Origin of the sequence: Tepidimonas sp. (genome assembly GCF_046292505.1) — a bacterium.
Classification (GTDB): Bacteria; Pseudomonadota; Gammaproteobacteria; order Burkholderiales; family Burkholderiaceae_C; genus Tepidimonas.
Map to the genome: position 1 here is coordinate 32,017 of NZ_JBKBQX010000003.1, position 20,417 is coordinate 52,433.

General features: G+C 69.9%; 21 protein-coding genes. 5 read left to right on the plus strand and 16 right to left on the minus strand.

All coding sequences use genetic code 11. From position 1 onward, the window contains the following. Window positions 1-5 precede the first annotated feature (5 nt). The 5 genes from ACK4TH_RS02505 to ACK4TH_RS02525 are packed head-to-tail and all read right to left on the minus strand — an operon-like array spanning window position 6 to window position 5,380. Window positions 6-1,634: a thymidine phosphorylase family protein gene (locus ACK4TH_RS02505; RefSeq protein ID WP_409622216.1), complete on the minus strand. Its 1,629-nt coding sequence runs from the start codon at window positions 1,632-1,634 to the stop codon at window positions 6-8. Window position 1,635: 1 nt separating this feature from the next. Beyond that, complete coding sequence (locus ACK4TH_RS02510) at window positions 1,636-2,682, minus strand: Bug family tripartite tricarboxylate transporter substrate binding protein (protein ID WP_409622219.1); 1,047 nt, start codon at window positions 2,680-2,682, stop codon at window positions 1,636-1,638. A gap of 42 nt (window positions 2,683-2,724) precedes the next feature. Then, window positions 2,725-3,963, minus strand: a complete 1,239-nt coding sequence (locus ACK4TH_RS02515) for an FAD-dependent monooxygenase (RefSeq protein WP_409622222.1) — start codon at window positions 3,961-3,963, stop codon at window positions 2,725-2,727. Next, on the minus strand, window positions 3,960-4,973 hold the full coding sequence (locus tag ACK4TH_RS02520; RefSeq protein ID WP_409622225.1) for a S49 family peptidase: 1,014 nt from the start codon (window positions 4,971-4,973) through the stop codon (window positions 3,960-3,962). Before ACK4TH_RS02520 ends, ACK4TH_RS02515 begins: the two co-directional genes overlap by 4 nt. Window positions 4,974-4,978: 5 nt before the next feature. Beyond that, the gene (locus tag ACK4TH_RS02525) at window positions 4,979-5,380 is read right to left on the minus strand and encodes a Rieske (2Fe-2S) protein (RefSeq protein ID WP_409622537.1); all 402 of its coding nucleotides are present in this window, start codon (window positions 5,378-5,380) and stop codon (window positions 4,979-4,981) included. Between the two features lie 108 nt (window positions 5,381-5,488). On the opposite strand from ACK4TH_RS02525, the gene ACK4TH_RS02530 reads away from it, so the two are divergent. Further along, complete coding sequence (locus tag ACK4TH_RS02530) at window positions 5,489-6,091, plus strand: Maf family protein (RefSeq protein ID WP_409622228.1); 603 nt, start codon at window positions 5,489-5,491, stop codon at window positions 6,089-6,091. Next, entirely contained in the window at window positions 6,088-6,891 is an 804-nt protein-coding gene (locus ACK4TH_RS02535; protein ID WP_409622231.1) for an SAM-dependent methyltransferase, read from the plus strand. The genes ACK4TH_RS02530 and ACK4TH_RS02535 overlap by 4 nt, the downstream gene beginning before the upstream one ends. Window positions 6,892-6,908: 17 nt before the next feature. Here ACK4TH_RS02535 and purH read toward each other — a convergent pair whose 3' ends face one another. Genes purH through dusB form a run of 3 tightly spaced genes read right to left on the minus strand, consistent with a single transcriptional unit; the run spans window position 6,909 to window position 9,872 of the window. Continuing rightward, a complete protein-coding gene (gene purH / locus ACK4TH_RS02540) occupies window positions 6,909-8,495 on the minus strand; it encodes a bifunctional phosphoribosylaminoimidazolecarboxamide formyltransferase/IMP cyclohydrolase (protein ID WP_409622234.1) in 1,587 nt (528 codons plus the stop codon). A 50-nt stretch (window positions 8,496-8,545) separates the two neighbouring features. Next, window positions 8,546-8,791: a helix-turn-helix domain-containing protein gene (locus ACK4TH_RS02545; protein WP_409622237.1), complete on the minus strand. Its 246-nt coding sequence runs from the start codon at window positions 8,789-8,791 to the stop codon at window positions 8,546-8,548. A gap of 22 nt (window positions 8,792-8,813) precedes the next feature. Continuing rightward, window positions 8,814-9,872: a tRNA dihydrouridine synthase DusB gene (dusB, locus tag ACK4TH_RS02550; RefSeq protein ID WP_409622240.1), complete on the minus strand. Its 1,059-nt coding sequence runs from the start codon at window positions 9,870-9,872 to the stop codon at window positions 8,814-8,816. A gap of 137 nt (window positions 9,873-10,009) precedes the next feature. Between dusB and ACK4TH_RS02555 the strand changes: the two genes are divergently transcribed. Next, entirely contained in the window at window positions 10,010-10,501 is a 492-nt protein-coding gene (locus tag ACK4TH_RS02555; RefSeq protein ID WP_409622243.1) for a YqaA family protein, read from the plus strand. Here ACK4TH_RS02555 and ACK4TH_RS02560 read toward each other — a convergent pair. The 3 genes from ACK4TH_RS02560 to ettA are packed head-to-tail and all read right to left on the minus strand — an operon-like array spanning window position 10,443 to window position 13,506. Then, window positions 10,443-11,195, minus strand: coding sequence for a helix-turn-helix domain-containing protein (locus ACK4TH_RS02560; protein WP_409622246.1), 753 nt, complete (start codon window positions 11,193-11,195; stop codon window positions 10,443-10,445). The two genes, ACK4TH_RS02555 and ACK4TH_RS02560, sit on opposite strands and share 59 nt — an antisense overlap. A 44-nt stretch (window positions 11,196-11,239) precedes the next feature. Then, window positions 11,240-11,839 carry a DUF1415 domain-containing protein gene (locus tag ACK4TH_RS02565; protein WP_409622249.1) on the minus strand — a complete coding sequence of 200 codons (600 nt, stop codon included), beginning with the start codon at window positions 11,837-11,839 and terminating at the stop codon, window positions 11,240-11,242. A gap of 2 nt (window positions 11,840-11,841) precedes the next feature. Further along, a complete protein-coding gene (gene ettA, locus ACK4TH_RS02570; protein ID WP_409622252.1) occupies window positions 11,842-13,506 on the minus strand; it encodes an energy-dependent translational throttle protein EttA in 1,665 nt (554 codons plus the stop codon). Window positions 13,507-13,754: 248 nt separating this feature from the next. Here ettA and ACK4TH_RS02575 point away from each other — a divergent pair, with 248 nt between their 5' ends. Next, on the plus strand, window positions 13,755-15,518 hold the full coding sequence (locus tag ACK4TH_RS02575) for a DEAD/DEAH box helicase (protein ID WP_409622255.1): 1,764 nt from the start codon (window positions 13,755-13,757) through the stop codon (window positions 15,516-15,518). An 18-nt stretch (window positions 15,519-15,536) separates the two neighbouring features. Further along, window positions 15,537-15,950, plus strand: coding sequence for a lactoylglutathione lyase (gloA, locus tag ACK4TH_RS02580; protein ID WP_409622258.1), 414 nt, complete (start codon window positions 15,537-15,539; stop codon window positions 15,948-15,950). A gap of 7 nt (window positions 15,951-15,957) precedes the next feature. Here the strand turns inward: gloA and serS are convergent, their stop codons facing one another. The 5 genes from serS to ACK4TH_RS02605 all read right to left on the minus strand — a co-directional run bounded on the left by serS (window position 15,958) and on the right by ACK4TH_RS02605 (window position 20,409). Next, on the minus strand, window positions 15,958-17,277 hold the full coding sequence (serS, locus tag ACK4TH_RS02585) for a serine--tRNA ligase (RefSeq protein ID WP_409622261.1): 1,320 nt from the start codon (window positions 17,275-17,277) through the stop codon (window positions 15,958-15,960). 114 nt (window positions 17,278-17,391) lie between these two features. After that, window positions 17,392-19,116, minus strand: coding sequence for a thiosulfohydrolase SoxB (soxB, locus tag ACK4TH_RS02590; RefSeq protein ID WP_409622264.1), 1,725 nt, complete (start codon window positions 19,114-19,116; stop codon window positions 17,392-17,394). 118 nt (window positions 19,117-19,234) lie between these two features. Further along, window positions 19,235-19,546: a thiosulfate oxidation carrier complex protein SoxZ gene (gene soxZ, locus ACK4TH_RS02595; RefSeq protein WP_409622267.1), complete on the minus strand. Its 312-nt coding sequence runs from the start codon at window positions 19,544-19,546 to the stop codon at window positions 19,235-19,237. A gap of 37 nt (window positions 19,547-19,583) precedes the next feature. After that, window positions 19,584-20,036, minus strand: a complete 453-nt coding sequence (soxY, locus tag ACK4TH_RS02600) for a thiosulfate oxidation carrier protein SoxY (RefSeq protein WP_409622270.1) — start codon at window positions 20,034-20,036, stop codon at window positions 19,584-19,586. Between the two features lie 49 nt (window positions 20,037-20,085). Then, on the minus strand, window positions 20,086-20,409 hold the full coding sequence (locus ACK4TH_RS02605) for a c-type cytochrome (protein ID WP_409622540.1): 324 nt from the start codon (window positions 20,407-20,409) through the stop codon (window positions 20,086-20,088). Between the last annotated feature and the right edge of the window lie 8 nt (window positions 20,410-20,417).

A 20,417-nucleotide genomic window follows, 5' to 3' on the forward strand; every position in this document is an offset into this window, starting at 1 on the left:
CGCCCTCAGAACTCCACGTAGACCTGCGGCACCTCGTGCGGCGCACCGATGGTGTAGCCGCTGGCGCGCGCGCTGGCCGCGCGCGCAAACTCGACGTCGGCCGGGTATTCGGCATAGACGTGGTAGAGCGCGTCGCCGGCGCGCACCGGCTCGCCGAGCTTGCGCATCAGGTCCACGCCGGCGCCGGGCACCTTGGGCGCGCCGGCCAGCCGCGCGATGCGCGCGATCTGCAGGTTGTCGATGCCGGTGACGACGCCGTCGCGCGGCGCGGTGATCTCGAAGCGGTGACGCGCCAGCGGCGGGCGCTCGGGGTCGAAGCCGCGCGCGCCCTGCGCCTCGATCAGCGCCATCATCTTCTCCAGCGCGCGGCCGGAGTCGAGGATGTCGCGCGCGATGCCGTAGCCGTCGCCGCCGCGGATGTCGGGGTCGCACTCCAGCAACCGCCCGGCGAGCCGCAGCGCCTTCTGGCGCAGGTCGATCGGCGCCAGCGGGTGGTTCTGCAGCACGCGCATGACGTCGCGCGCCTCCAGCACCGGGCCGATGCCCTGGCCGATCGGCTGGCGCCCGTCGGTGATGACGACGTCGATCGAGATGCCCAGCCGCCGCGCCACGTACTCGAACAGCCGGCGCAGCCGCTGCGCCTCGGGCATCGAGCGCACCTTGGCGGTGGGGCCGACCGGAATGTCCAGCACGAGGTGGTTGGAGCCGGCCGCCACCTTCTTGCTCAGGATCGAGGCCACCATCTGCGCCGGCGAATCCAGCGACAGCGGCCGCTCCACCGCGATCAGCACGTCGTCGGCCGGCGACAGCTGCGCCGTGCCGCCCCAGGCCAGGCAGGCGCGGTGCGCGCGCACGATCTCCTGCAGCCGCTCGATCGGCAGCTCCACCTCGGCCAGCACCTCCATGGTGTCGGCGGTGCCGGCCGGCGAGGTGATCGCGCGCGAGGACGTCTTGGGGCACACCAGCCCGTGCGCCGCCACGATCGGCACCACCAGCATCGAGGTGCGGTTGCCGGGGATGCCGCCGATGCAGTGCTTGTCCACCACCAGCCGCTCGCGCCAGTCCAGCCGCTGGCCGGCGGCGATCATGCCCTCGGTGAGGAAGTAGACCTCCTCGCGGTCCAGCTCGCTGGCGTGGGTGGCGACGACGAAGGCCGACAGCTCGATCTTGGAGTAGCGGTGCTCGGCGATGTCGCGCGCGATGGCGTGGAACTCCTCGCGCGTCAGGCGCTCCCCGGCGATCTTGCGGTGCAGCGCGGCGATCGAGACCGGCGGCTCGGCCTGCTCGATGGTGGCCGGGTGGCCCGGCTCGACGCCCAGCTGCGCGAACGCCTCCATCGACAGGCCAATTTCGTCGCACTTGACGATGCGCGGATCCAGCGTCACGTTGAGCGTGGCCAGCACCTTGCGGCCATTGGCGCGCACCTCCACCTTGTTGAGCGCCTGAAAGCCCTCGGCGCGGTAGAGGTCGCAGTCGCGGTGCAGGTAGGCGACGTTCTCGCGCCAGGTGTCGATGGCCACGCGGCGCAGCTTCAGCGGCACGCGGCCGTCGGCGCCGTGCTCCACCGGTGGGCAGGGCGAGAGCTTCACGCCCGGCGGCGCCGGGGCGGCGGGGGTGGGGGTCACGGCATCCATGTCACGGGGTCCGGATGTGCTGGCGCTCGATCACCGGGCGCAAGCGGTCGACATCGCGGGCGATGCGCCGCGCCAAGGCCGCAGGGGTCGAAGCCGAGGCCTGCCAGCCCTGCGCGTGCAACCGCTGCTGGATGTGAGTGTCGCGCAAAACCCGGCCCACGGCCTGCGCCAGCCGATCGACGTGTGCGCCGGCCAGGCCGCGCGGGGCGGCGATGGCATACCAATGCTCGAAGTCGAATCCCCGCACGCCCCGCTCGGCCAGCGTCGGCACGCCAGGCAACAACGCGCTGCGCGACGCGGAGGTCAACGCCACGGCCGGCAACTTGGCCGCGCGCCAGTGCGGCACGGTCAGCGACGGGGGCAGCAGCGCCAGTTGCACATCGCCCTGCAACAGCGCGTTGATCACCTGCGGATTGCCGGGATAGGGCACATGCAGCGCCTGCCAGCCCGCCGCGGCCTTGAGCATTTCCATGCCCAGGTGGAACGGCGTGCCCGCGCCCGGGCTGCCGTACTGCCAGGCCATGCCCGCAGTGCGCACGGCGCGCAACACCGCATTCCCTCTGACCTCGAGCTGCGGCGACGTGCACAACACCAGCGGCGCGGTCGCGACCACCGACACCGGCTGCAAATCGGTCGAGGGATCGTAGCCGAGCTCCGGCTGCATCAGCCGCGCCACGGTCAAATGCCCCCCGGGCATCAAGCCCACGGTGTGATCGTCCTCCGCGCGGGCCACGGCGGTGGCCGCGACATGCCCACCGGAGCCAGGGCGATTTTCCACCTCGACCGGCTGGCCCAGCACGACCGACAGCGGCTCGACGATGATGCGCGCGATCTCGTCCGGCGACGACCCCTGCGGAAAACCGACCAGCAAACGCACGGGGCGCACCGGCCACCTGGGCGGAGATGGCGTAGGTGGCATGCTCCAACCGGGCGGCAGCAGCCCCGCCGCCGCCAAAGCCGCCCCCTGCAGCAGGCGGCGGCGCGCCAGCGACGGTCCGGCGGGTGCAGCGCACAGCGCGATCCGGGTGGAGCGGAATAGCGGCTTCATACGAGACCAACGGGATGGACGGCGACCCTCCGGGCAGGGGTGTCAGGGCGCTCGCTGGGATGCAAGCGGATCGGGCGGCCCATCATAGAGCCACGGCTGATCCAGCAGCCGCTCGCCCAGCAAAGCCATGGCCCGGTCGCGCCCCCAGCGCACGAGCCCGCGGGCGTGGAACACGACCCCGTTGCGGCGCGAACGTGCCTGCACGCGGGCATTGCGGGCCCAGCGCCCCTGGGCCCATTGCGCCAGCCATCCCGACCAATCCACCGGCCCAGTTGGCTGCGCGCGCAGCAGCCGCCCGAGCGCCCAGGCATCCTCCAGAGCCATCGCCGCCCCCTGCGCCAGATAGGGGCGCATCGGATGCGCCGCATCGCCGAGCAGCGCCACGCGGCCACGGGCATGCTCATGGGGCCCGCGCATCGGCTCGCGCGCATGCAGCGGCCACAGGCGCCAGTGGAGGACGGCGCGCAGCACCGCCTCCAGATCGGCGTGCACCGGCCCCAGCGCGGCGCGCAAGTGCACGGCGTGGGCCTCGTGGTCCCAGCCCTCGGCATCCGTTGGGGGCAGCGGCCCCTCGACTACCATCACCACATTGAGCCACTGCCCCGCACGCACCGGGTAATGCACACCGTGCAGACGCGGCCCCAGCCAGGCGACGACCTCGGACGCGCGCAGATGCGCAGGCAAATCCGCCATGCGCACCAGCCCGCGGTAGGCCAAATGGCCGCTGAAGAGCGGCCGGCCATCTCCCAGCAGCCGCTGGCGGGTCGGGCTCCAGACCCCATCGGCCGCGAGCAACACGTCCGCCGTCCAGCGACGTTCGGCGGCGGTGCGCACCTCCACGCCGTCGGCCTGCTCGGCGTGAGCCACCACCGCCTCACCGTTGTGCAGGGCGACGCCCGTCGTGTCCTGCAGCGTCGCCAGCAGCAGGCCGTGCAGATCGGCGCGGTGGATGGTGGCATAGGGCTCGCCATACCTTTGGCGGGCGCGCTCGCCCAGCGCCAGCTCGCCCAGCCCTTCGCCACCGTGCGCCGCGCGCACGCGCAGCCGCTGCGGGAAGGCGGCCACGGCCGCCAGCGGCTCGCGCAGGCCCCAGTCGTGCAGCACCCGCACCGCATTGGGGCCGAGCTGAATGCCCGCCCCCACCTCCGAAAAGGTCGGCGCCCGCTCCAGCAGGACAATGTCGCTGTCGGGCCGCGCCTGCGCACAGGCCAGCGCCGCCCCCAGCCCGGCCATACCGCCGCCGACGACGAGGATGCGGCCCGGTGCTGCTCCCGGCCTCATCGCCACGCCGGCCACGCCCCGCGCGCCGCGCGCCACGCGCTCTCGGCCGCGCCGGCGCCAAACCGCCGCGCCAGCCGCTCCGCCACGCTCTCGCGCTGGGTGTAGTCCACGATGTCCTCGGCCTTGACGACCTCGCGCGCCACGTAATCCAGGTTGCCCAAGTCGTCGGCCAACCCCATTTCGACCGCGCGCTGGCCGGTCCAGACCAGACCGCTGAAGGTGTCCTGCGTCTCTTTCAGGTGCTCGCCCCGGCCCTTGCGCACCACGTCGATGAACTGCCGGTGGATGTCGTCGAGCATCTCCTGGGCGTGGGCCCGGTGGCGCGCCGTCTGCGGGCTGAATGGGTCCAGAAAACCCTTGTTCTCGCCCGCGGTAAGCAGCCGCCGCTCCACCCCCAGGCGCTCCATCAGGCCGGTGAAACCAAAGCCATCCATCAGCACGCCGATGCTGCCCACCAGGCTGGCCTTGTCCACATAGATGCGGTCCGCCGCCACAGCCACATAGTAGGCGGCCGAGGCGCACGTCTCCTCGACCACCGCATAGACGGGCTTGTCGTGCTGCGCCTTCAGGCGCCAAATCTCGTCATTGATGATGCCGGCCTGCACCGGGCTGCCACCTGGCGAGTCGATCAACAGCACGACGGCCTGTGCGCCCGGGTCCTCGAAAGCGGAACGCAGCGCCGACACGATGTTGCTGGCGCTGGCCTCGGTGTCGGCCCCGATCTCGCCGCGCAGCTCGATCAACGCCGTGTGCGGGGTGGCGGTGGGCGTCGGTGGCACGACATCGCGGTACAGCAGCCACGCCACGGCCCCGAACGCCAGCAGCCAGACCAGCCGCCAGACGTTGCGCCAGCGCCGGGCGGCCCTTTGTTCCTGCAGGGCCGCGAAGGCGAGCTTCTCCAACAGCGCCCGTTCCCACCCGGGGCCGACGGGATCGGCCTGCGGGACAGACGACGGCGGGGCGTCGGAGGCGCCCGCTTGGACGGGCGGCGGGGATTCGGATGGCATCATGGCGGTCAAAAAACAACGGGTTGCAAGTCGTATTGTGACTGCCAAAAGACCACCCCGTCGTGCTCACGCGCGGCGATGGCGACCAGAGGCCCGCGGCCCGGGCCGCCCACGCAACGCCCGGTGTGCGGCTCGAACAACGCCCCATGGGCGCCACAGACCAGAAACTGCCCCGTCAGATCGAAAAAACGGTTGGGCATCCAGTCCATCTCCATCGCCACATGGCTGCAACGGTTGAGGTACGCATGGACGGCGCCCCGATAGCGAATCGCGAAGGCCCGGCACGTTTGACCCCGGTAGCGCACGTCGAAAGGCACCGCCTCGCCGCCCTCGGCCAAGTCCACGCTGCGGCACAGCGCATGCCACGACGCCCCTGCGGCGCCGACGTGTGCCCCGCTGCCGTCCCGCATCGACTCGTCCATACCGTCCCTCCACCGTGACGATGGGGCCCGTCCGGGCGCCCGCTTCATCCCACCTGATTCAGCCAAGCATAGCGCGGCGGCAGCGACAATACCGCCATGGAGACCTTTGCCCCTGCCCTGCCCCGCCCCATCGTCCTGGGCTCTACCTCGCCGTACCGGCGTGAACTGCTGGCACGGCTGCGCCTGCCCTTCGAGACCGTCGCCCCCCAGGTGGACGAAACCCCCCGGCCGGGCGAGCCCCCGGCCCGCCTGGCGCAGCGCCTGGCCCGCGCCAAAGCCGACGCCGTCGCCCAACGGCACCCGCAGGCCATCGTGATCGGCAGCGACCAGGTGGCGGACCTGGATGGCGCCGCCCTGGGCAAACCCGGCACGCACGAGCGCGCCGTGGCGCAGTTGCGCGCGATGCGCGGGCGGACGGTGCGCTTTCAGACCGCGCTGGCCGTCGTCTGCCACGCCAGCGGCTATGCGGCGGAGGATCTGGCGGTGGTGGAGGTGCGCTTTCGCGACCTCAGCGACGCCGAAATCGAGCGCTATCTGTGCGCCGAGCGCCCTTACGACTGTGCCGGCAGCGCCAAGAGCGAGGGGTTGGGCATCGTGCTGCTGGAGGCCATCGTCAGCGACGACCCCACTGCCCTCGTGGGCTTGCCGCTGATCCGCACGGCACGGCTGCTGCGCGGGGCCGGGGTGACGTTGCCATGAACACGGCTACCCCTGATGCCTCCATGCCCGACGTGGCCGTGCCCGGCACACTCTACCTGGTGCCAACGCCATTGGACTTCGGCTGCACGCCGCAGCCGGACGTGCGTGACGCCCTGCCCGCCTCGACCCTGGCGACGGCGGCCCGCCTGACGCACTGGATCACCGAAAACGCCAAGAGCACGCGCGCCTTCCTCAAGCGCGTTCAGGCGGTGCAGCCCCTGGCGGCCCCGCTGCAACAGCACACGATCGCCGAGCTGCCGCGCGATTGGCACAAACACGGCGACCGCCACCGCGGGGCGGATGCCCAGGCGCGCGAATGGCTGACACCGGCGTTGCAGGGCCACGCCATGGGTTTGGTGAGCGAAGCCGGCATGCCCGCGATCGCAGACCCCGGGGCCGCCGTGGTCCGTGCCGCCCACGCCCTGGGTCTGCGCGTGGTGCCGCTGACGGGGCCGGTGTCGCTGATGCTGGCGCTGGCCGCCAGCGGCTGCCACGGCCAGCACTTCGCCTTCGTCGGCTACCTGCCGCAGAGCGCGGGGGAACGCGCCGCGCGCCTGCGCGAACTGGAGGCCACCGCGCGCCGACTGGGCCAGACCCAGATCTTCATCGAAACGCCCTACCGCAACGCCGCCTTGCTGCAAACCGCGCTGCAGGTGCTGCCACCCGACACGCGGCTGGCGCTGGCCTGCGGCCTGGGCCTGCCGGCGCAGGTCGTGCACAGCGCGCGCGTCGCCGACTGGCGCCGCCAGCCGCCGACCCTGCCCCTCGATCTGCCGGCCGTGTTCGTCCTCGGCCACTGACTCGGGCCCGCCCGCCGTCAGTGGCGGAAGTGGCGCACGCCGGTGAAGACCATCGCCACGCCGCGCTCGTCGGCGGCGGCGATCACCTCGGCGTCGCGCACCGAGCCGCCCGGCTGGATGACGCAGGTGGCGCCAGCGTCCACCACGACGTCCAGCCCGTCACGGAACGGGAAGAAGGCGTCGCTGGCCACCGCCGTGCCCTTGAGGCTCAGGCCCGCCGCCTGCGCCTTGATGCTGGCGATGCGCGCGGAGTCCAGCCGGCTCATCTGCCCGGCGCCCACGCCCATCGTCATGCCGTCCTTGCAGAAGACGATCGCGTTGCTCTTGACGTACTGCGCCACCGCCCAGGCGAACAGCAGATCCTGCAGCTCCTGCGCGGTGGGCTGGCGGCGCGTGACGACGCGCAGATCCTGCGGCCGCAGCACATGGTGGTCGGCGGTCTGCACCAGCACGCCGCCGCCGACGCGCTGCAGGTGCAGCCGGTTGCGCGTCGCGGCCACATCGGTCGGCAGCGCGATGCGCAGCAGGCGCACGTTGGCCTTGGCCTTGAACACCGCCAGCGCCTCGGGCGTGAAGTCCGGCGCGATCAGCACCTCGACGAACTGCTGCGCCACCGCCTGCGCGGCCTGGCCGTCCAGCGCCCGGTTGAACGCGATGATGCCACCGAAGGCACTGGTCGGGTCGGTCTGGAACGCCTTGCGGTAGGCCTCCAGCGCCGTGGCGCCGATGGCCACGCCGCACGGGTTGGCGTGCTTGATGATGACGCAGGCCGGCGCCTCGAAGCCCTTGACGCACTCCCACGCCGCATCGGCGTCGGCGATGTTGTTGTACGAGAGCTCCTTGCCCTGCAGCTGCTGCGCGGTGGCCAGCGACCCGACCGGGGCGTCCGGGTCGCGGTAGAAGGCGGCCTGCTGATGCGGGTTCTCGCCATAGCGCAGATCCTGCACCTTGGTCCAGCAGGCGTTGAACTGGGCCGGGAAGGGCAGCCGCGCCGGTTCGGCCTGCGCCGCCGGCACGCCGGCCGACAGGTCCAGCGCCGACAGATACTGGCTGATCGCGGCGTCGTACTGCGCGATGCGGTTGAACGCCGCCACCGCCAGCTGCAGGCGCGTGGCGTCGCTGATGCGCCCGCCGTCCTTGAGCTCCGCCAGCACCGGGGCATACTGCGCCGGGTCGGTCAGCACGGCCACGTCGCGCCAGTTCTTGGCCGCCGAGCGCACCATCGCCGGCCCGCCGATGTCGATGTTCTCGATCGCCTCGGCCAGCGTGCAGCCCGGACGCGCCACCGTGGCCTCGAACGGGTAGAGGTTGACCACCAGCAGGTCGATCGGCGCAATCCCGTGCTGCGCCAGCGCCGCCATGTGCGCCGGCACGTCGCGCCGCGCCAGCAGCCCGCCGTGGATCTTGGGATGCAGCGTCTTGACGCGGCCATCCAGCATTTCCGGAAAGCCGGTCACGTCGGCCACCTCGGTCACCGGCAGGCCGGCCTCGGCCAGCAGGCGGGCGGTGCCGCCGGTGGAGATCAGCTGCACGCCCAGCGCGTGCAGCTCGCGCGCCAGCTCCAGCACGCCGGTCTTGTCGGAGACGGAAATCAGGGCTCTCATCGTCGGGGATCCTCGGGGACGGTTACGGTGAATCTCTCGGGGGCGCGCCGTCAGCCGTCGAGCAGGCCGTGCTCGAGCAGCTTCTTGCGCAGCGTGTTGCGGTTGAGGCCCAGCCACAGGGCGGCGCGCGACTGGTTGCCGCGCGCGCGCGCCATCACGACCTCCAGCAGCGGCCCTTCCACCGCGCGGATCAGCATCTCGTGCAGGTTGGCCGGCTCGGTGTCGCCCAGGGTGGCGAAATAGGCCTCGAGACTGGCGCGCACGCAGTCGGGCAGGTGGGGGGTCGGGTCAGCCATCGTCGGGTGAGCGGGGACGTCGTCAGGCCGCCAGCAGCGCGGCTTCGGGTTCAGGGGTGGCGCACGGCTCGCCGGGCGGCGCGGTGTCGCGCTCGTCGAGAAAATCCTCCAGCGCCCGCAGCTGCTGCTCGGCCCGCGCGGCGGCGATCACCGCCGCGCGCAAGCGCTGCTGCGCCGCCGGCGGGCCGCCCAGCGCGCGCAGGTACCACAGCAGGTGCTTGCGCGCGCTGCGCACGCCAGCGGTCTCGCCGTAGAGCGCGTAGTGATCCAGCAGGTGCTCGCGCAGCCACTCGCGCAGCTCGGCGGTGGTGGGCGGCGGCGCCGGCCGGCCGGTGCGCAGCTCGTGCAGGATGTCGCGGAACAGCCACGGTCGCCCCTGCGCCGCGCGGCCGATCATCACCGCGTCAGCCCCGGTGTGCGCCAGCACCCCGCGCACCGCGGCGGCGCCGTCCAGATCGCCATTGGCCACCACCGGGATGCGCACCAGCGTCTTGACGAGCGCCGTGGTGTCGTGCTCGGCCACGCCGCCGTAGCCCTGTTCGCGCGTGCGGCCGTGGATGACGAGCATCTGCACGCCGGCATCCTCGGCGATGCGCGCCAGCCGCGGCGCGTTGCGCACCGCGGCGCACCAGCCGGTGCGCATCTTCAGCGTCACCGGCACGCCGTGCGGCGCGCACGCCGCCACCACCGCCTCGATGATCGCGGCGGCCAGCGCCTCGTCCTGCATCAAGGCGGAGCCGGCCCAACGGTTGCAGACCTTCTTGGCCGGGCAGCCCATGTTGATGTCGATGATCTGCGCGCCGCGGTCGATGTTGTGGCGCGCCGCCTCGGCCATCATCGCCGGGTCGGTGCCGGCGATCTGCACCGCGATCGGCCCCGGCTCGCCGTCGTGGTTGGCGCGCCGCGCGGTCTTGAGGCTGTCGCGCAGCTCCGGGCGCGAGGTGATCATCTCGCTGACCGCATAGCCCGCCCCGAGCCGCTTGCACAGGCGCCGGAACGGCCGATCCGTCACGCCGGCCATCGGCGCAACGAACAGGCGGTTGGGCAGCCGGTAGGGGCCGATCGCGGGGCCGGCGGTCATGTTACGCGGGCGGGAGGAAGAAGGAAAGAGATGCTGAAAAATTGGGCAGCATTGTACCCCCACCCGCACCCCACAGCCCTGGGCCCGCCGTCCGCACCTTCAGCGCCTATACTGCGCGCCGGTCGACCGATACCGCCATGGATGTCTGGATCCCGTCCCTGCTGCACACCCTCAGCCTGCCCGAGGTGGGCCTGACCACGGTGTTCGTGGTGGCGTTCGTCTCGGCGACGCTGCTGCCCATGGGGTCGGAGCCGGCCGTGTTCGCGCTGATCAAGCTCAACCCCGAATTGTTCTGGCCGGCCATCCTGGTGGCCACCGTGGGCAACACCCTCGGTGGTGCGGTGAGCTGGGCCATGGGCTACGGCGCACACGCCGCCATCGACCGCGCGCGCGGATCGTCCACCCATCTGCGGGCGCTGGACTGGCTGGAGCGCTTCGGCCCCAAAGCCTGCCTGCTGAGCTGGCTGCCCGCCGTGGGCGACCCCCTGTGCGCGGTGGCGGGGTGGCTCAAGTTTCCGTTCTGGCCCTGCGTGGTCTACATGGCCGCAGGCAAATTCGCGCGCTATGTGGTCATGACCGCCGGGCTGCTGTGGCTGGTGCCCGGCGACTGGTCTGCGCTGGGGCGCTGAGAGGAGCCTTGCCCGCCGCGGCGGCCGCAGGGGGAGCGGTCTCGCGCAACCGCTCGCCCAGGGCCCGTTCGATCAACGGCGGCAAATCGCGCACGAGGTCGGGCTTGTGCACCACGGCCACGTCCTCCAGCGCGTGCGCATAATCGCGACGCGCTTCCTCATCCAGCGTGGTGAGCACGATCAGCCCGAAACCGCCGAACAGTTCGTGGCGGCGCAGGCCCATGACCATCGATGCGCCGTCGATGCCCGGCAGCAAAATGTCCACGATCAGCAGATCGGGTTGCAACTGACCAAAGGACACCAGGCCCGAGATCCCGTCGCCCGCCACATGCAACTCGGCGCGGGGGAAACGCTGGCGCACCAGCAACTGCACCAGGTGCTGGAAATGCGAAGAATCTTCGATGAGCAGAATGCGCGGCGGCCGGCCGCTGCGCGCCGCCCCCCGGCGCGGCCGCGCCGCGCGCGAGGCCGCAGGGGGCGCCACCCCGGCGCGGCTGCGGGCCAGCCAGCGCTGCAGGGACGAGGCGGTGATGCGCCGATGGCCCCCCGGGGTTTTCCACGCCTGCAAATCGCCCCGATCGACCATCAACTGGACGGAGCGCACGGCCATGCCCAGGATGCGGGCGACCTCCAGGGTCGTGTAGTACGACTCGGCGGCGGATGGCAAATCGGAATCGGTATCGTCCGGTTTCATTCCCGCCATTTTGACCTAAACCTGACAAGAATGCAGATTTTTACTCATTCGTCCGCGCCAAACAAACGCTGCCAACCCTGCGTCCCGAGCCGGCGCAGGGTGTCCACGTTGCGCTCGACGATCGCCTCGACCGGGTCGCCCGAGGCCACGGCGCGCGCCACGCTGTCCTCGCGCAGCAGGTGCAAGGTCGCGTAGGGCGCGCGGTTGGTGGCGTTGGTGATGTCGTCCGGATCGACGCCGTCGAACACGAAGTCCGGGTGGAAGGGCGCCACCTGGATCACGCCTTCCAGCCCGTGCTCTTCGATCACCCGGTCCACCACATCCAGAAAGTCGTTGAACACGAAGAAGTCCGGAAACAGCGTCGGATGCACGAGCAGGGTCGTGTCGAGCACCTCGGGCGGTGTATCGCGCAGCCGCAGCAGTTCGGCATCCAGATCGTCCAGAAAGGCGTCCAGGTGCCGCGCCTGGCTGACCGCGATGCGCACCTGCTCCTTCACCCAGACCGCCTTGGCGAAGGGGCACAGATTCAGGCCGATGACGGCGCGCTCGATCCAGCGGCGCATCGCTGCCTCGACCGTGGGCACGTCGGGCGGGGCGGGCGGGGCGGCCGGAGCACCGGGGGCGGGGACGGTCGTGGCCGCCATGGTCAGGCCAGCGACTTGAAGCGCACGCGCTTCGGGCGTGCCCCCTCTTCACCCAGCCGGCGCACCTTGTCGGCCTCGTACTCGGTGAAGTTGCCGTCGTAGAAATACCACTGGCTGTCGCCCTCGTACGCCAGAATGTGCGTGCAAATGCGGTCGAGGAACCAGCGGTCGTGGCTGATGACCAGCGCGCTGCCGGCGAACTCCAGCAGCGCATCCTCGAGCGCGCGCAGGGTTTCCACGTCCAGGTCGTTGGAAGGTTCGTCCAGCAACAGCACGTTGCCGCCCTTGGCCAGCGTCTTGGCCAGGTGCAGCCGGCCGCGTTCGCCGCCCGACAGATCGGCGACGCGCTTTTGCTGATCGTTGCCCTTGAAGTTGAAGCGGCCCAGATACGCCCGGCTGGGCATGACGAACTTGCCGACGGTGATGTTGTCCAACCCGCCGGAGACGTCCTCCCACACGGTCTTGCTGCCGTCCAGGCTGTCACGGCTCTGATCCACGAAGGCCAGCTTGGCGGTCTGGCCGATGATGATCTCGCCACTGTCCGGCTTTTCCACACCCTGGATCATGCGAAACAGGGTCGATTTACCGGCACCGTTGGGGCCGATGATGCCGACGATGGCACCCGCCGGCACGCTGAACGACAAGTTGTCGATCAGCAGCCGGTCACCGAACGATTTGCTGACGTTCTTGAACTCGATGACCTGCGAGCCCAGCCGCTCGGCGACGGGGATGAAGATCTCGTTGGTCTCGTTGCGCTTTTGGTATTCGTAGTCGCTCAGTTCCTCGAAGCGCTGCAGACGCGCCTTGCTCTTGGCCTGACGCCCCTTGGCGTTGGAGCGCACCCACTTGAGCTCCTCCTTCATGGCCTTGCGGCGCGCGTCCTCGGACTTTTGCTCCTGCTCCAACCGGCGCTCCTTCTGCTCCAGCCATTCGGAGTAGTTGCCCTTGTACGGGATGCCCATGCCGCGGTCGAGTTCCAGAATCCACTCGGCGGCGTTGTCGAGGAAGTAGCGGTCGTGCGTGATCGCCACCACGGTGCCGGGGAAGCGCTGCAGGTACTGCTCCAGCCAATGGACGCTTTCGGCGTCGAGGTGGTTGGTCGGCTCGTCGAGCAGCAGCATGTCGGGCTTGGACAGCAACAGCCGGCACAGCGCGACACGGCGTTTCTCGCCACCCGAGAGGTTTTTGATCTGGGCGTCCCACGGCGGCAGGTTCAGCGCATCGGCGGCCAGCTCCAGTTGCAGGTCGGTGTTTTCGCTGCCCGCGGCGGCGATGATGGCCTCCAGCTCCGCCTGCTCGGCGGCCAGCGCGTCGAAGTCGGCGTCCGGCTCGGCGTACGCGGCATAAACCTCCTCGAGCCGCTTCTTGGCCGCCAGCGCACCGCCGATGCCCTCTTCCACCGCTTGGCGCACGGTCTGGTCGGGGTTGAGCTGCGGCTCCTGCGGCAGGTAGCCGATCTTGATGCCGGGCATCGGCACGGCCTCGCCCTCGAAATCCTTGTCCACCCCGGCCATGATCTTGAGCAGCGTGGACTTGCCCGCGCCGTTGAGCCCCAGCACACCGATCTTGGCGCCGGGGAAGAAGCTCAGCGAAATGTCCTTCAAGATCTGTCGCTTGGGCGGCACGGTCTTGGAGACGCGGTTCATCGTGAAAACGTACTGGGCCATCGGGGGCTACCTTCAGAAAAACAACGGATCGTGAAAAAAATGTCCCGGGATCGCGGCCCGGGTTCCCTCGAATTATCCCAGTTATGCAACAATTCGGGTTGGCCGGGCCCTGCAGTCGCGCCCCGGCTCATCCCCTGACCCCATCTGCCCCTGACTGAGCCGTTCGACCGGTGCACGGGATCGACCGATCCGGCACCCGGCGGCGTGGGCCGATGCCGCGCGCCCCGGCATGGGCGCTCGACCTCCACATGACATTCGAAGAACTTCAACTGCTGCCGGCCCTTGTCGAGGCCGTGCGCGAGCAGGGCTACGAGACGCCCACCCCCATCCAGGCCGAGGCCATCCCCGCCGTGCTGGCCGGACACGACCTGCTGGCCGGCGCCCAAACCGGAACCGGCAAGACGGCCGCCTTCACGCTGCCGATGCTGCATCTGCTGGCCACGCGCGGCGAGACGCCCAAGCGCGGTCAGCCGCGCCCCGTCCGCGCCCTGGTGCTGGCCCCCACCCGCGAACTGGCCGCCCAGGTCGAGGACTCGGTCAAAGCCTACGGCAAGCACCTCAAACTCAAATCGGCGGTGGTGTTTGGCGGCGTGGGCCTCAATCCCCAGATCGAAAAACTGGCCAAGGGTGTGGACATCCTGGTGGCGACGCCTGGCCGGCTGTTGGATCTGGTCGATCAGGGCCACCTGGACCTGTCCAAGGTCGAAATCCTGGTGCTGGACGAAGCCGACCGCATGCTCGACATGGGCTTCATCCACGACGTGCGCAAGGTGCTGGCGCTGCTGCCGCCCCACAAGCAGAGCCTGCTGTTCTCGGCCACCTTCAGCGACGAAATCAAGGCGCTGGCCGCCGGCCTGCTGCGCGAGCCGCGGCACATTCAAGTGACGCCGCCCAACACCACGGTGCAGCGCATCCGACAGACCATCCACCCCGTGGGCCGCACCAAGAAGATGGCGCTGCTCAAGCACCTGCTGGACGGCAACGGCTGGAACCAGGTGCTGGTGTTCACGCGCACCAAATTTGGGGCCAACCAGGTGGCGCAGTTCCTCAACGAGCACGGCATCAGTGCCATGGCGCTGCACGGCAACAAAAGCCAGACCGCGCGCACGCAGGCGCTGGACGGCTTCAAGAGCGGGCAACTGCGCGTACTGGTGGCCACCGACATCGCCGCGCGCGGCATCGACATCGAGGACCTGCCGCATGTCATCAACTACGACATCCCCAACGTGCCGGAGGACTACGTGCACCGCATCGGCCGCACCGGCCGCGCCGGGGCCGAGGGCGAGGCGCTGAGCTTCGTCAGCCTCGACGAAGAAGGCTGGATGATGGCCATCGAGCGCTTCACCGGGCAACAGATTCCGGTGCAGGTTCTGCCGGAGTTCATGCCCGAGCCCGGGGAGAAGGCCGAACCCATCGCCATGGGCCGCCAGGTGCTGTGGGGCGGTGCTGGCAAGCCGCCCAGCCGCGAAGTCATGGCCGCCGCAGCCAAGGCCGCCCGGCGCGAGATGTTGGACCGCATGCGTGCCCGCAAGGCCGGCCCCGCGCCGAAGGCGTCCGCGGCCGCCGAGGCGGCGGAGCGGGCCGAGCGCGATGACGACGATGGGGCCGACTCGGAAGACGGCGACAGAGGCGCGGATGGCGAGGCGCGCACCCGCATCGATCCCGAAGGCCGGCGCAACCGCAACCGGCGCCGCCGCGGAAAGGCCAAAGGCGCCGGCGGCGGCACCGGCAACCCCGCGGGTGGCGGGCAACCGCCCCGCGCGGATGCCGGCCCGGCCGCCCAGCAGCCGCGCCCACCGCGCGAGGGCGCGGGGCGGGACGGCCGCCCCGGCCCCCAGTCACCCGGTGCGCGCAAACCCCAGCAAGCGGGGCCGGCAGCACGCCAACCCGATCCGCTGCGCACCGGCATCGACGCCCTGAACGACCGCGGACGCCGCAACCGCAACAAAAACCGGGGCGGCGGGGGCGGCGGCATCGATCCGCTGCGCACCAGCTTCGGCCGCATTCAATGACGCCACCGGAGGTTCACCATGCGCATCCTGCACACCATGCTGCGGGTCGGCGACTTGCAGCGCTCCATCGCGTTCTACACCCAGGTGCTGGGCATGCAGTTGCTGCGCACCTCCGAAAACCCGGAGTACAAGTACTCGCTCGCCTTCCTGGGCTTTGACGGGGGCAATCCCGGTCAGGCCGAGATCGAGCTGACCTACAACTGGGGCGTGGACAAGTACGAGATGGGCACCGCCTACGGCCACATCGCCATCGGCGTGCCCGACGTCTACGCGGCGTGCGAGCGCATCCGCGCCGCCGGCGGCACCATCACGCGCGAACCGGGCCCGGTCAAGGGCGGCACGACGGTGATCGCCTTCGTCACCGACCCCGACGGCTACAAGATCGAGCTGATCCAGCGCGACTTCGACGCGGCCGGGGCGGGGCTGCGCTGAACCGCTTTTACAGCCGATCGGCGCCGCCCAGGTACGGCCGCAATGCCTCGGGCACGGTGATGGTGCCGTCGGCGTTCTGGTAGTTCTCCAGCACCGCCACCAGCGCGCGCCCCACCGCCAAGCCCGAGCCGTTGAGCGTGTGCACCAGCTCCGGCTTGCCCTGGGCGTTGCGAAAGCGCGCCTGCAGCCGCCGGGCCTGGAAGTCGCCGCAGTTGCTCACCGAGCTGATCTCGCGGTACGTGCCCTGCGCCGGCAGCCACACCTCCAGGTCGTGCGTGCGCGCGGCGCCAAACCCCATGTCGCCGGTGCACAGCAGCACCACGCGGTACGGCAGCCCCAGCCGCTGCAGGATCGCCTCGGCGTGGCCGGTCATCTCCTCCAGCGCCGCCTGGCTGTGCTGCGGGTGCACGATCTGCACCATCTCCACCTTGTCGAACTGGTGCTGGCGGATCAGGCCGCGCGTGTCGCGCCCGGCCGCCCCGGCCTCGGAGCGGAAGCACGGCGTGTGCGCGGTGAGCTTGATCGGCAGGTCGGCCTCGGCGAGGATGGTGTCGCGCACGAAGTTGGTCAGCGTCACCTCGCTGGTGGGGATCAGATACATCGCGCCGTCGTCGCCCTCGGCGCCCCCCTTCTTCGCGGCAAACAAGTCGGCCTCGAATTTGGGGAGCTGCCCCGTACCGCGCAAGGTCTGCGCATTCACGACGTACGGGGTGTAGCACTCGGTGTAACCGTGCTCGCCGGTCTGCACATCCAGCATGAACTGCGCGAGCGCCCGGTGCAGCCGTGCGATCGGCCCGCGCAACACGGCAAAGCGCGCACCGCTGAGCTTGGCTGCGGTCTCGAAATCCAGCCCCAGCCGTTCACCCAGAGTCACATGGTCCCGTGGCTCAAACGGCAGCGCCCCCGGCGACCCACCCAGGCCGGCGTCCGGGCTCCAGCGGCGCAGCTCCACATTGGCGCTTTCGTCCGGGCCCACCGGCACCTCCGGTTGCGGCAGGTTGGGCACGGCCAGCAACAGCGTCTGCAGTTCCGTCTGGATCTGCTCCAGCCGCGCGGCGGAGGCCTCCAGTGTCCCTTTGATCTGGACGACCTCGGCCATGGCGGCCTCGGCTTCGGCATGCTGGCCCTTGCCTTTGAGCGCGCCGATCTGCTTGGACAGGCTGTTGCGGCGGGCTTGCAGCTCCTCGGTGCGGACCTGCAGGGCCTTACGCTCGTTTTCGAGTGCGGTGAAAGCCGCGACGTCGAGGTAGGGTTGGGGATTCTTTCGGGTCTCAAGCCGCGCGACGACGGCGTCGAGGTCGCGGCGCAGGGTGGCGATATCGAGCATGGTGGCGCAATTGTAGGCGGGCGCTGCGCAGCGATGCGCCCCCACCGGGCGAGCGGCTGGACGGCAAAAAGCCCGCCGAAGCGGGCTTGGTCACAACCGTCCGGGATGGCCGGCTCAGGCCGCCAGGCCCGGGTTGCCACCGACGTTGATGACCTTGGGCTGGTTGATCTGCACCGGCTTGATGACCTTTTTGTCGCGCAGATAACCCGCGACCACGTCCCAGATCGGGGTACCGGTCACGCCCTCCTGCACCGACGCCCAGCCCGCCACCTTGTAGGTCTTGTCCGCCGCCAGCGGTTTGCCTTTGAGGGTCAGGTTCTGGATGCGCTGGCCCATGGGCGCGGTGGGATCGATGGTGTACTGGATGCCACCGACGCGCACCATGTCGCCGCCCTGCTGGTAGTACGGATCGGGGTTGAACAGGTTGTCGGCCACGTCCTCCATGATCTCTTTGATCTGGGCGCCCGTGAATTCGTTGAGCGTGGTGGCCGGATAGGTCATGGCCATCTGGTCCATCATGCGCTCGTAGGTGATCACATCGCCCGGCAGCAGGCTGGTGCCCCAGCGCACGCCCGGCGAGAAGGCCGCGTCCGCGCCCTTGACCTCCATCAGCGCGTCCAGGATGAGCTGGTCCCACGAGCCGTTGAAGTTGCCGCGGCGATACAGCAGGCCTTCGGTGACGGCGAGCTTCTCTTCCAGCTTGGCCTTGTACGGCGCGCGCACCTTCTCGATGTAGGCCGCCATCTCGGCATCGGCCGGCAGCAGGTTGGCAAACACCGGCAGCAGGCGGTACTGGTAACCGCGCACCTGACCATCCCGCACGTCGAAGTCCAGCACGCCCAGGAACTTGCTGTTGGAGCCGGCGTTGGTCACCAGCGTCTGGCCGCCGGCGTTCTTGACGATGACCGGCGCGGGCATGCCATCGTGCGTGTGGCCGCCGAGGATGGCGTCGATGCCGCGCACGCGCGAGGCCATCTTGATGTCCACATCCATGCCGTTGTGCGACAGCACCACGACCACCTGGGCGCCCTTGGCACGCACCTCGTCGACCATCTTCTGCATGTGGTCGTCGCGGATGCCGAAGGTCCAGTCCGGCACCATCCAGCGCGGGTTGGCGATCGGGGTGTAGGGGAACGCCTGGCCGATGACGGCCACCGACACGCCGTTTTGCTCTTTGATCACATACGGCGGGAAGACCAGCTCCTCGAAATCCGCCGTCTTGACGTTCTGGGCCACGAAGTCGATGTGGCCCTTGAAGTCCTTCTCGACGATCTCCTGCACGCGCTTGGCGCCAAAGGTGAACTCCCAGTGCGGGGTCATGATGTTGACGCCGAGCAGCTTGCAGGCATCGACCATGTCCTGGGCGTTGGTCCACAGCGAAGTGGCCGAGCCCTGCCAAGTGTCACCGCCGTCGCACAGCAGCGCGTGCGGGCGGCTGGCCTTGAGCATTTTGACCAGCGTCGCCAGGTGCGCAAAGCCGCCCACCTTGCCGTAGGTCTTGGCCGCGCGGGCAAAGTCCAGATAGGTGAAGGCGTGGGCCTGGTGCGTGCCCGGTCGGATGCCGAAGTGCTTGAGCAGGTGTTCGCCGACCAGGTGCGGCGGCCGACCGCGCGCCTCGCCGACGCCCAGGTTGACGCTCGGTTCGCGGAAATAGACCGGGGTGAGCTGCGCGTGGCAGTCGGTGAAATGCAAGAAGCTGACGTTGCCGAACTTGGGCACGTCGTACAGGCGGCTGACGGCGCCAGGCTTGGCGGCCAGGACGTCCTCGTGGGCAATGGTCATGCCAGAGGCGCTGGCGACGGCCAGTACCTGAAGAAACTCGCGGCGGCTGAAACTCATGGTGACGGTTCCTGTGGAAGCTGGAAGGGCGTCTGGAAAGCAAAGGCCAGCGGGCCGTCGGGTCCGCTGGCCCTGGGTGGGCCGCCGTGGTGCGGCCCGGGGCGCCCGGCGTGCGGGATCAGGCGATCACGGCCTCGTCGGTGCGAGACTCGCCCTTGTTGTCGGTCCACTTGACCACGATCTTGTCGCCCTTGTTGGCGCCCTTGAACTTGAAGCTCAGAAACGGGTTTTGCGACACCGCCCCGCTCCACAGCGCCTTGAGCACTTCCTTGCCGTTGTGCGTGGCCACCACGTCCGTGATGTGGTGCGCCGGCACCAGGTTGCCCGACGCGTCTTTGCGCGTACCAGGCTCCATGGGGTGGCTCATGAGCACCCGCACCGTCGTCACCCCACCGGCCTCGTTGGCCCGGATGCGCATCGGATCTGCCATCTTCGTCTCTCCTTCGCGTTCGTTACCCTGTGTCGCTTCAGCCGCCGCAGCCGCCCAGCGTCACCTTCGTTTCCTTGACCGCCGAGTACAGCTTGCCGTCGGCCTTGACCACCGCCAGCACGTTGGTGCTCTGCCCCATCTTCAGGCGCGTCTGCACGTCCGCCTCGGTGCCCGCCGGAATCATGAACATCGCCGACAGCGGCGTCGGGTTCTTCTCCACCAGCAGGTAAATCTCGGTCGTGTTGGGCAGCTTGCTCACCGCCCCCACCGGCACCACCGCGCCGTTTTCCGCGATGTCCGGCGAGACGATCTGCACCTGGTCGCTCGTCGCGGGCTGGCCGCCCACCGCCTTGAGCGCGTCCGCCAGCGTCTTGGCCGCAAAGCCGTCGCGGCCCGCCGCCTGCGCCTGCTCGGCCGTCACCACGCCCAGCGACACCAGCGTCGCCAGCGCCCCGCCGGCCTTCAGCACGGCACGTCGGTTCTGTTTCATATGCAACTCCTTGTCGAAAACGTCATTCGGACGACGGGCACACCCGCCATCACTTGTCGGGCGCCCCCGCCAGCACCCACTCCGCCAGCAGCTTGGCGTCATTGTCGCCGAGCGCCGCCTGGGCGGGCATCGGCACCGGCCCCCACTTGCCTGCGCCACCTTTCTTGATCGAGGCCGCCAATTCGGCCGGATTCATGCCCTTGTACTTGGCGGCCACATCCTTGTAAGCCGGTCCCACCAACTTCTTGTCCACGGCGTGGCAGCCCATGCAGGCGTTCTTCTGGGCCAGGGCCTTGGCGGCCGCGGCGTCCAGCGCATGCGCCGGACCGACCAGGGCGGCAGCCCCGGCCGCAGCCGTCAACATCGTCTTCAGGTTCATCA

Excerpts from the sequence above, each read along its gene's own strand:
- ACK4TH_RS02530 (WP_409622228.1), top strand. The coding sequence starts at position 5,489 with ATGGAGACCTTTGCCCCTGCCCTGCCCCGCCCCATCGTCCTGGGCTCT.
- serS (WP_409622261.1), bottom strand. The coding sequence starts at position 17,277 with ATGCTCGATATCGCCACCCTGCGCCGCGACCTCGACGCCGTCGTCGCG.
- soxZ (WP_409622267.1), bottom strand. The coding sequence starts at position 19,546 with ATGGCAGATCCGATGCGCATCCGGGCCAACGAGGCCGGTGGGGTGACG.
- ACK4TH_RS02545 (WP_409622237.1), bottom strand. The coding sequence starts at position 8,791 with ATGGCTGACCCGACCCCCCACCTGCCCGACTGCGTGCGCGCCAGTCTC.
- ACK4TH_RS02520 (WP_409622225.1), bottom strand. The coding sequence starts at position 4,973 with ATGATGCCATCCGAATCCCCGCCGCCCGTCCAAGCGGGCGCCTCCGAC.
- ACK4TH_RS02515 (WP_409622222.1), bottom strand. The coding sequence starts at position 3,963 with ATGAGGCCGGGAGCAGCACCGGGCCGCATCCTCGTCGTCGGCGGCGGT.
- ettA (WP_409622252.1), bottom strand. The coding sequence starts at position 13,506 with ATGGCCCAGTACGTTTTCACGATGAACCGCGTCTCCAAGACCGTGCCG.
- soxY (WP_409622270.1), bottom strand. The coding sequence starts at position 20,036 with ATGAAACAGAACCGACGTGCCGTGCTGAAGGCCGGCGGGGCGCTGGCG.
- soxB (WP_409622264.1), bottom strand. The coding sequence starts at position 19,116 with ATGAGTTTCAGCCGCCGCGAGTTTCTTCAGGTACTGGCCGTCGCCAGC.
- ACK4TH_RS02560 (WP_409622246.1), bottom strand. The coding sequence starts at position 11,195 with ATGAAACCGGACGATACCGATTCCGATTTGCCATCCGCCGCCGAGTCG.
- ACK4TH_RS02535 (WP_409622231.1), top strand. The coding sequence starts at position 6,088 with ATGAACACGGCTACCCCTGATGCCTCCATGCCCGACGTGGCCGTGCCC.
- gloA (WP_409622258.1), top strand. The coding sequence starts at position 15,537 with ATGCGCATCCTGCACACCATGCTGCGGGTCGGCGACTTGCAGCGCTCC.
- dusB (WP_409622240.1), bottom strand. The coding sequence starts at position 9,872 with ATGACCGCCGGCCCCGCGATCGGCCCCTACCGGCTGCCCAACCGCCTG.
- ACK4TH_RS02575 (WP_409622255.1), top strand. The coding sequence starts at position 13,755 with ATGACATTCGAAGAACTTCAACTGCTGCCGGCCCTTGTCGAGGCCGTG.
- ACK4TH_RS02555 (WP_409622243.1), top strand. The coding sequence starts at position 10,010 with ATGGATGTCTGGATCCCGTCCCTGCTGCACACCCTCAGCCTGCCCGAG.
- ACK4TH_RS02505 (WP_409622216.1), bottom strand. The coding sequence starts at position 1,634 with ATGGATGCCGTGACCCCCACCCCCGCCGCCCCGGCGCCGCCGGGCGTG.
- purH (WP_409622234.1), bottom strand. The coding sequence starts at position 8,495 with ATGAGAGCCCTGATTTCCGTCTCCGACAAGACCGGCGTGCTGGAGCTG.
- ACK4TH_RS02525 (WP_409622537.1), bottom strand. The coding sequence starts at position 5,380 with ATGCGGGACGGCAGCGGGGCACACGTCGGCGCCGCAGGGGCGTCGTGG.
- ACK4TH_RS02510 (WP_409622219.1), bottom strand. The coding sequence starts at position 2,682 with ATGAAGCCGCTATTCCGCTCCACCCGGATCGCGCTGTGCGCTGCACCC.
- ACK4TH_RS02565 (WP_409622249.1), bottom strand. The coding sequence starts at position 11,839 with ATGGCGGCCACGACCGTCCCCGCCCCCGGTGCTCCGGCCGCCCCGCCC.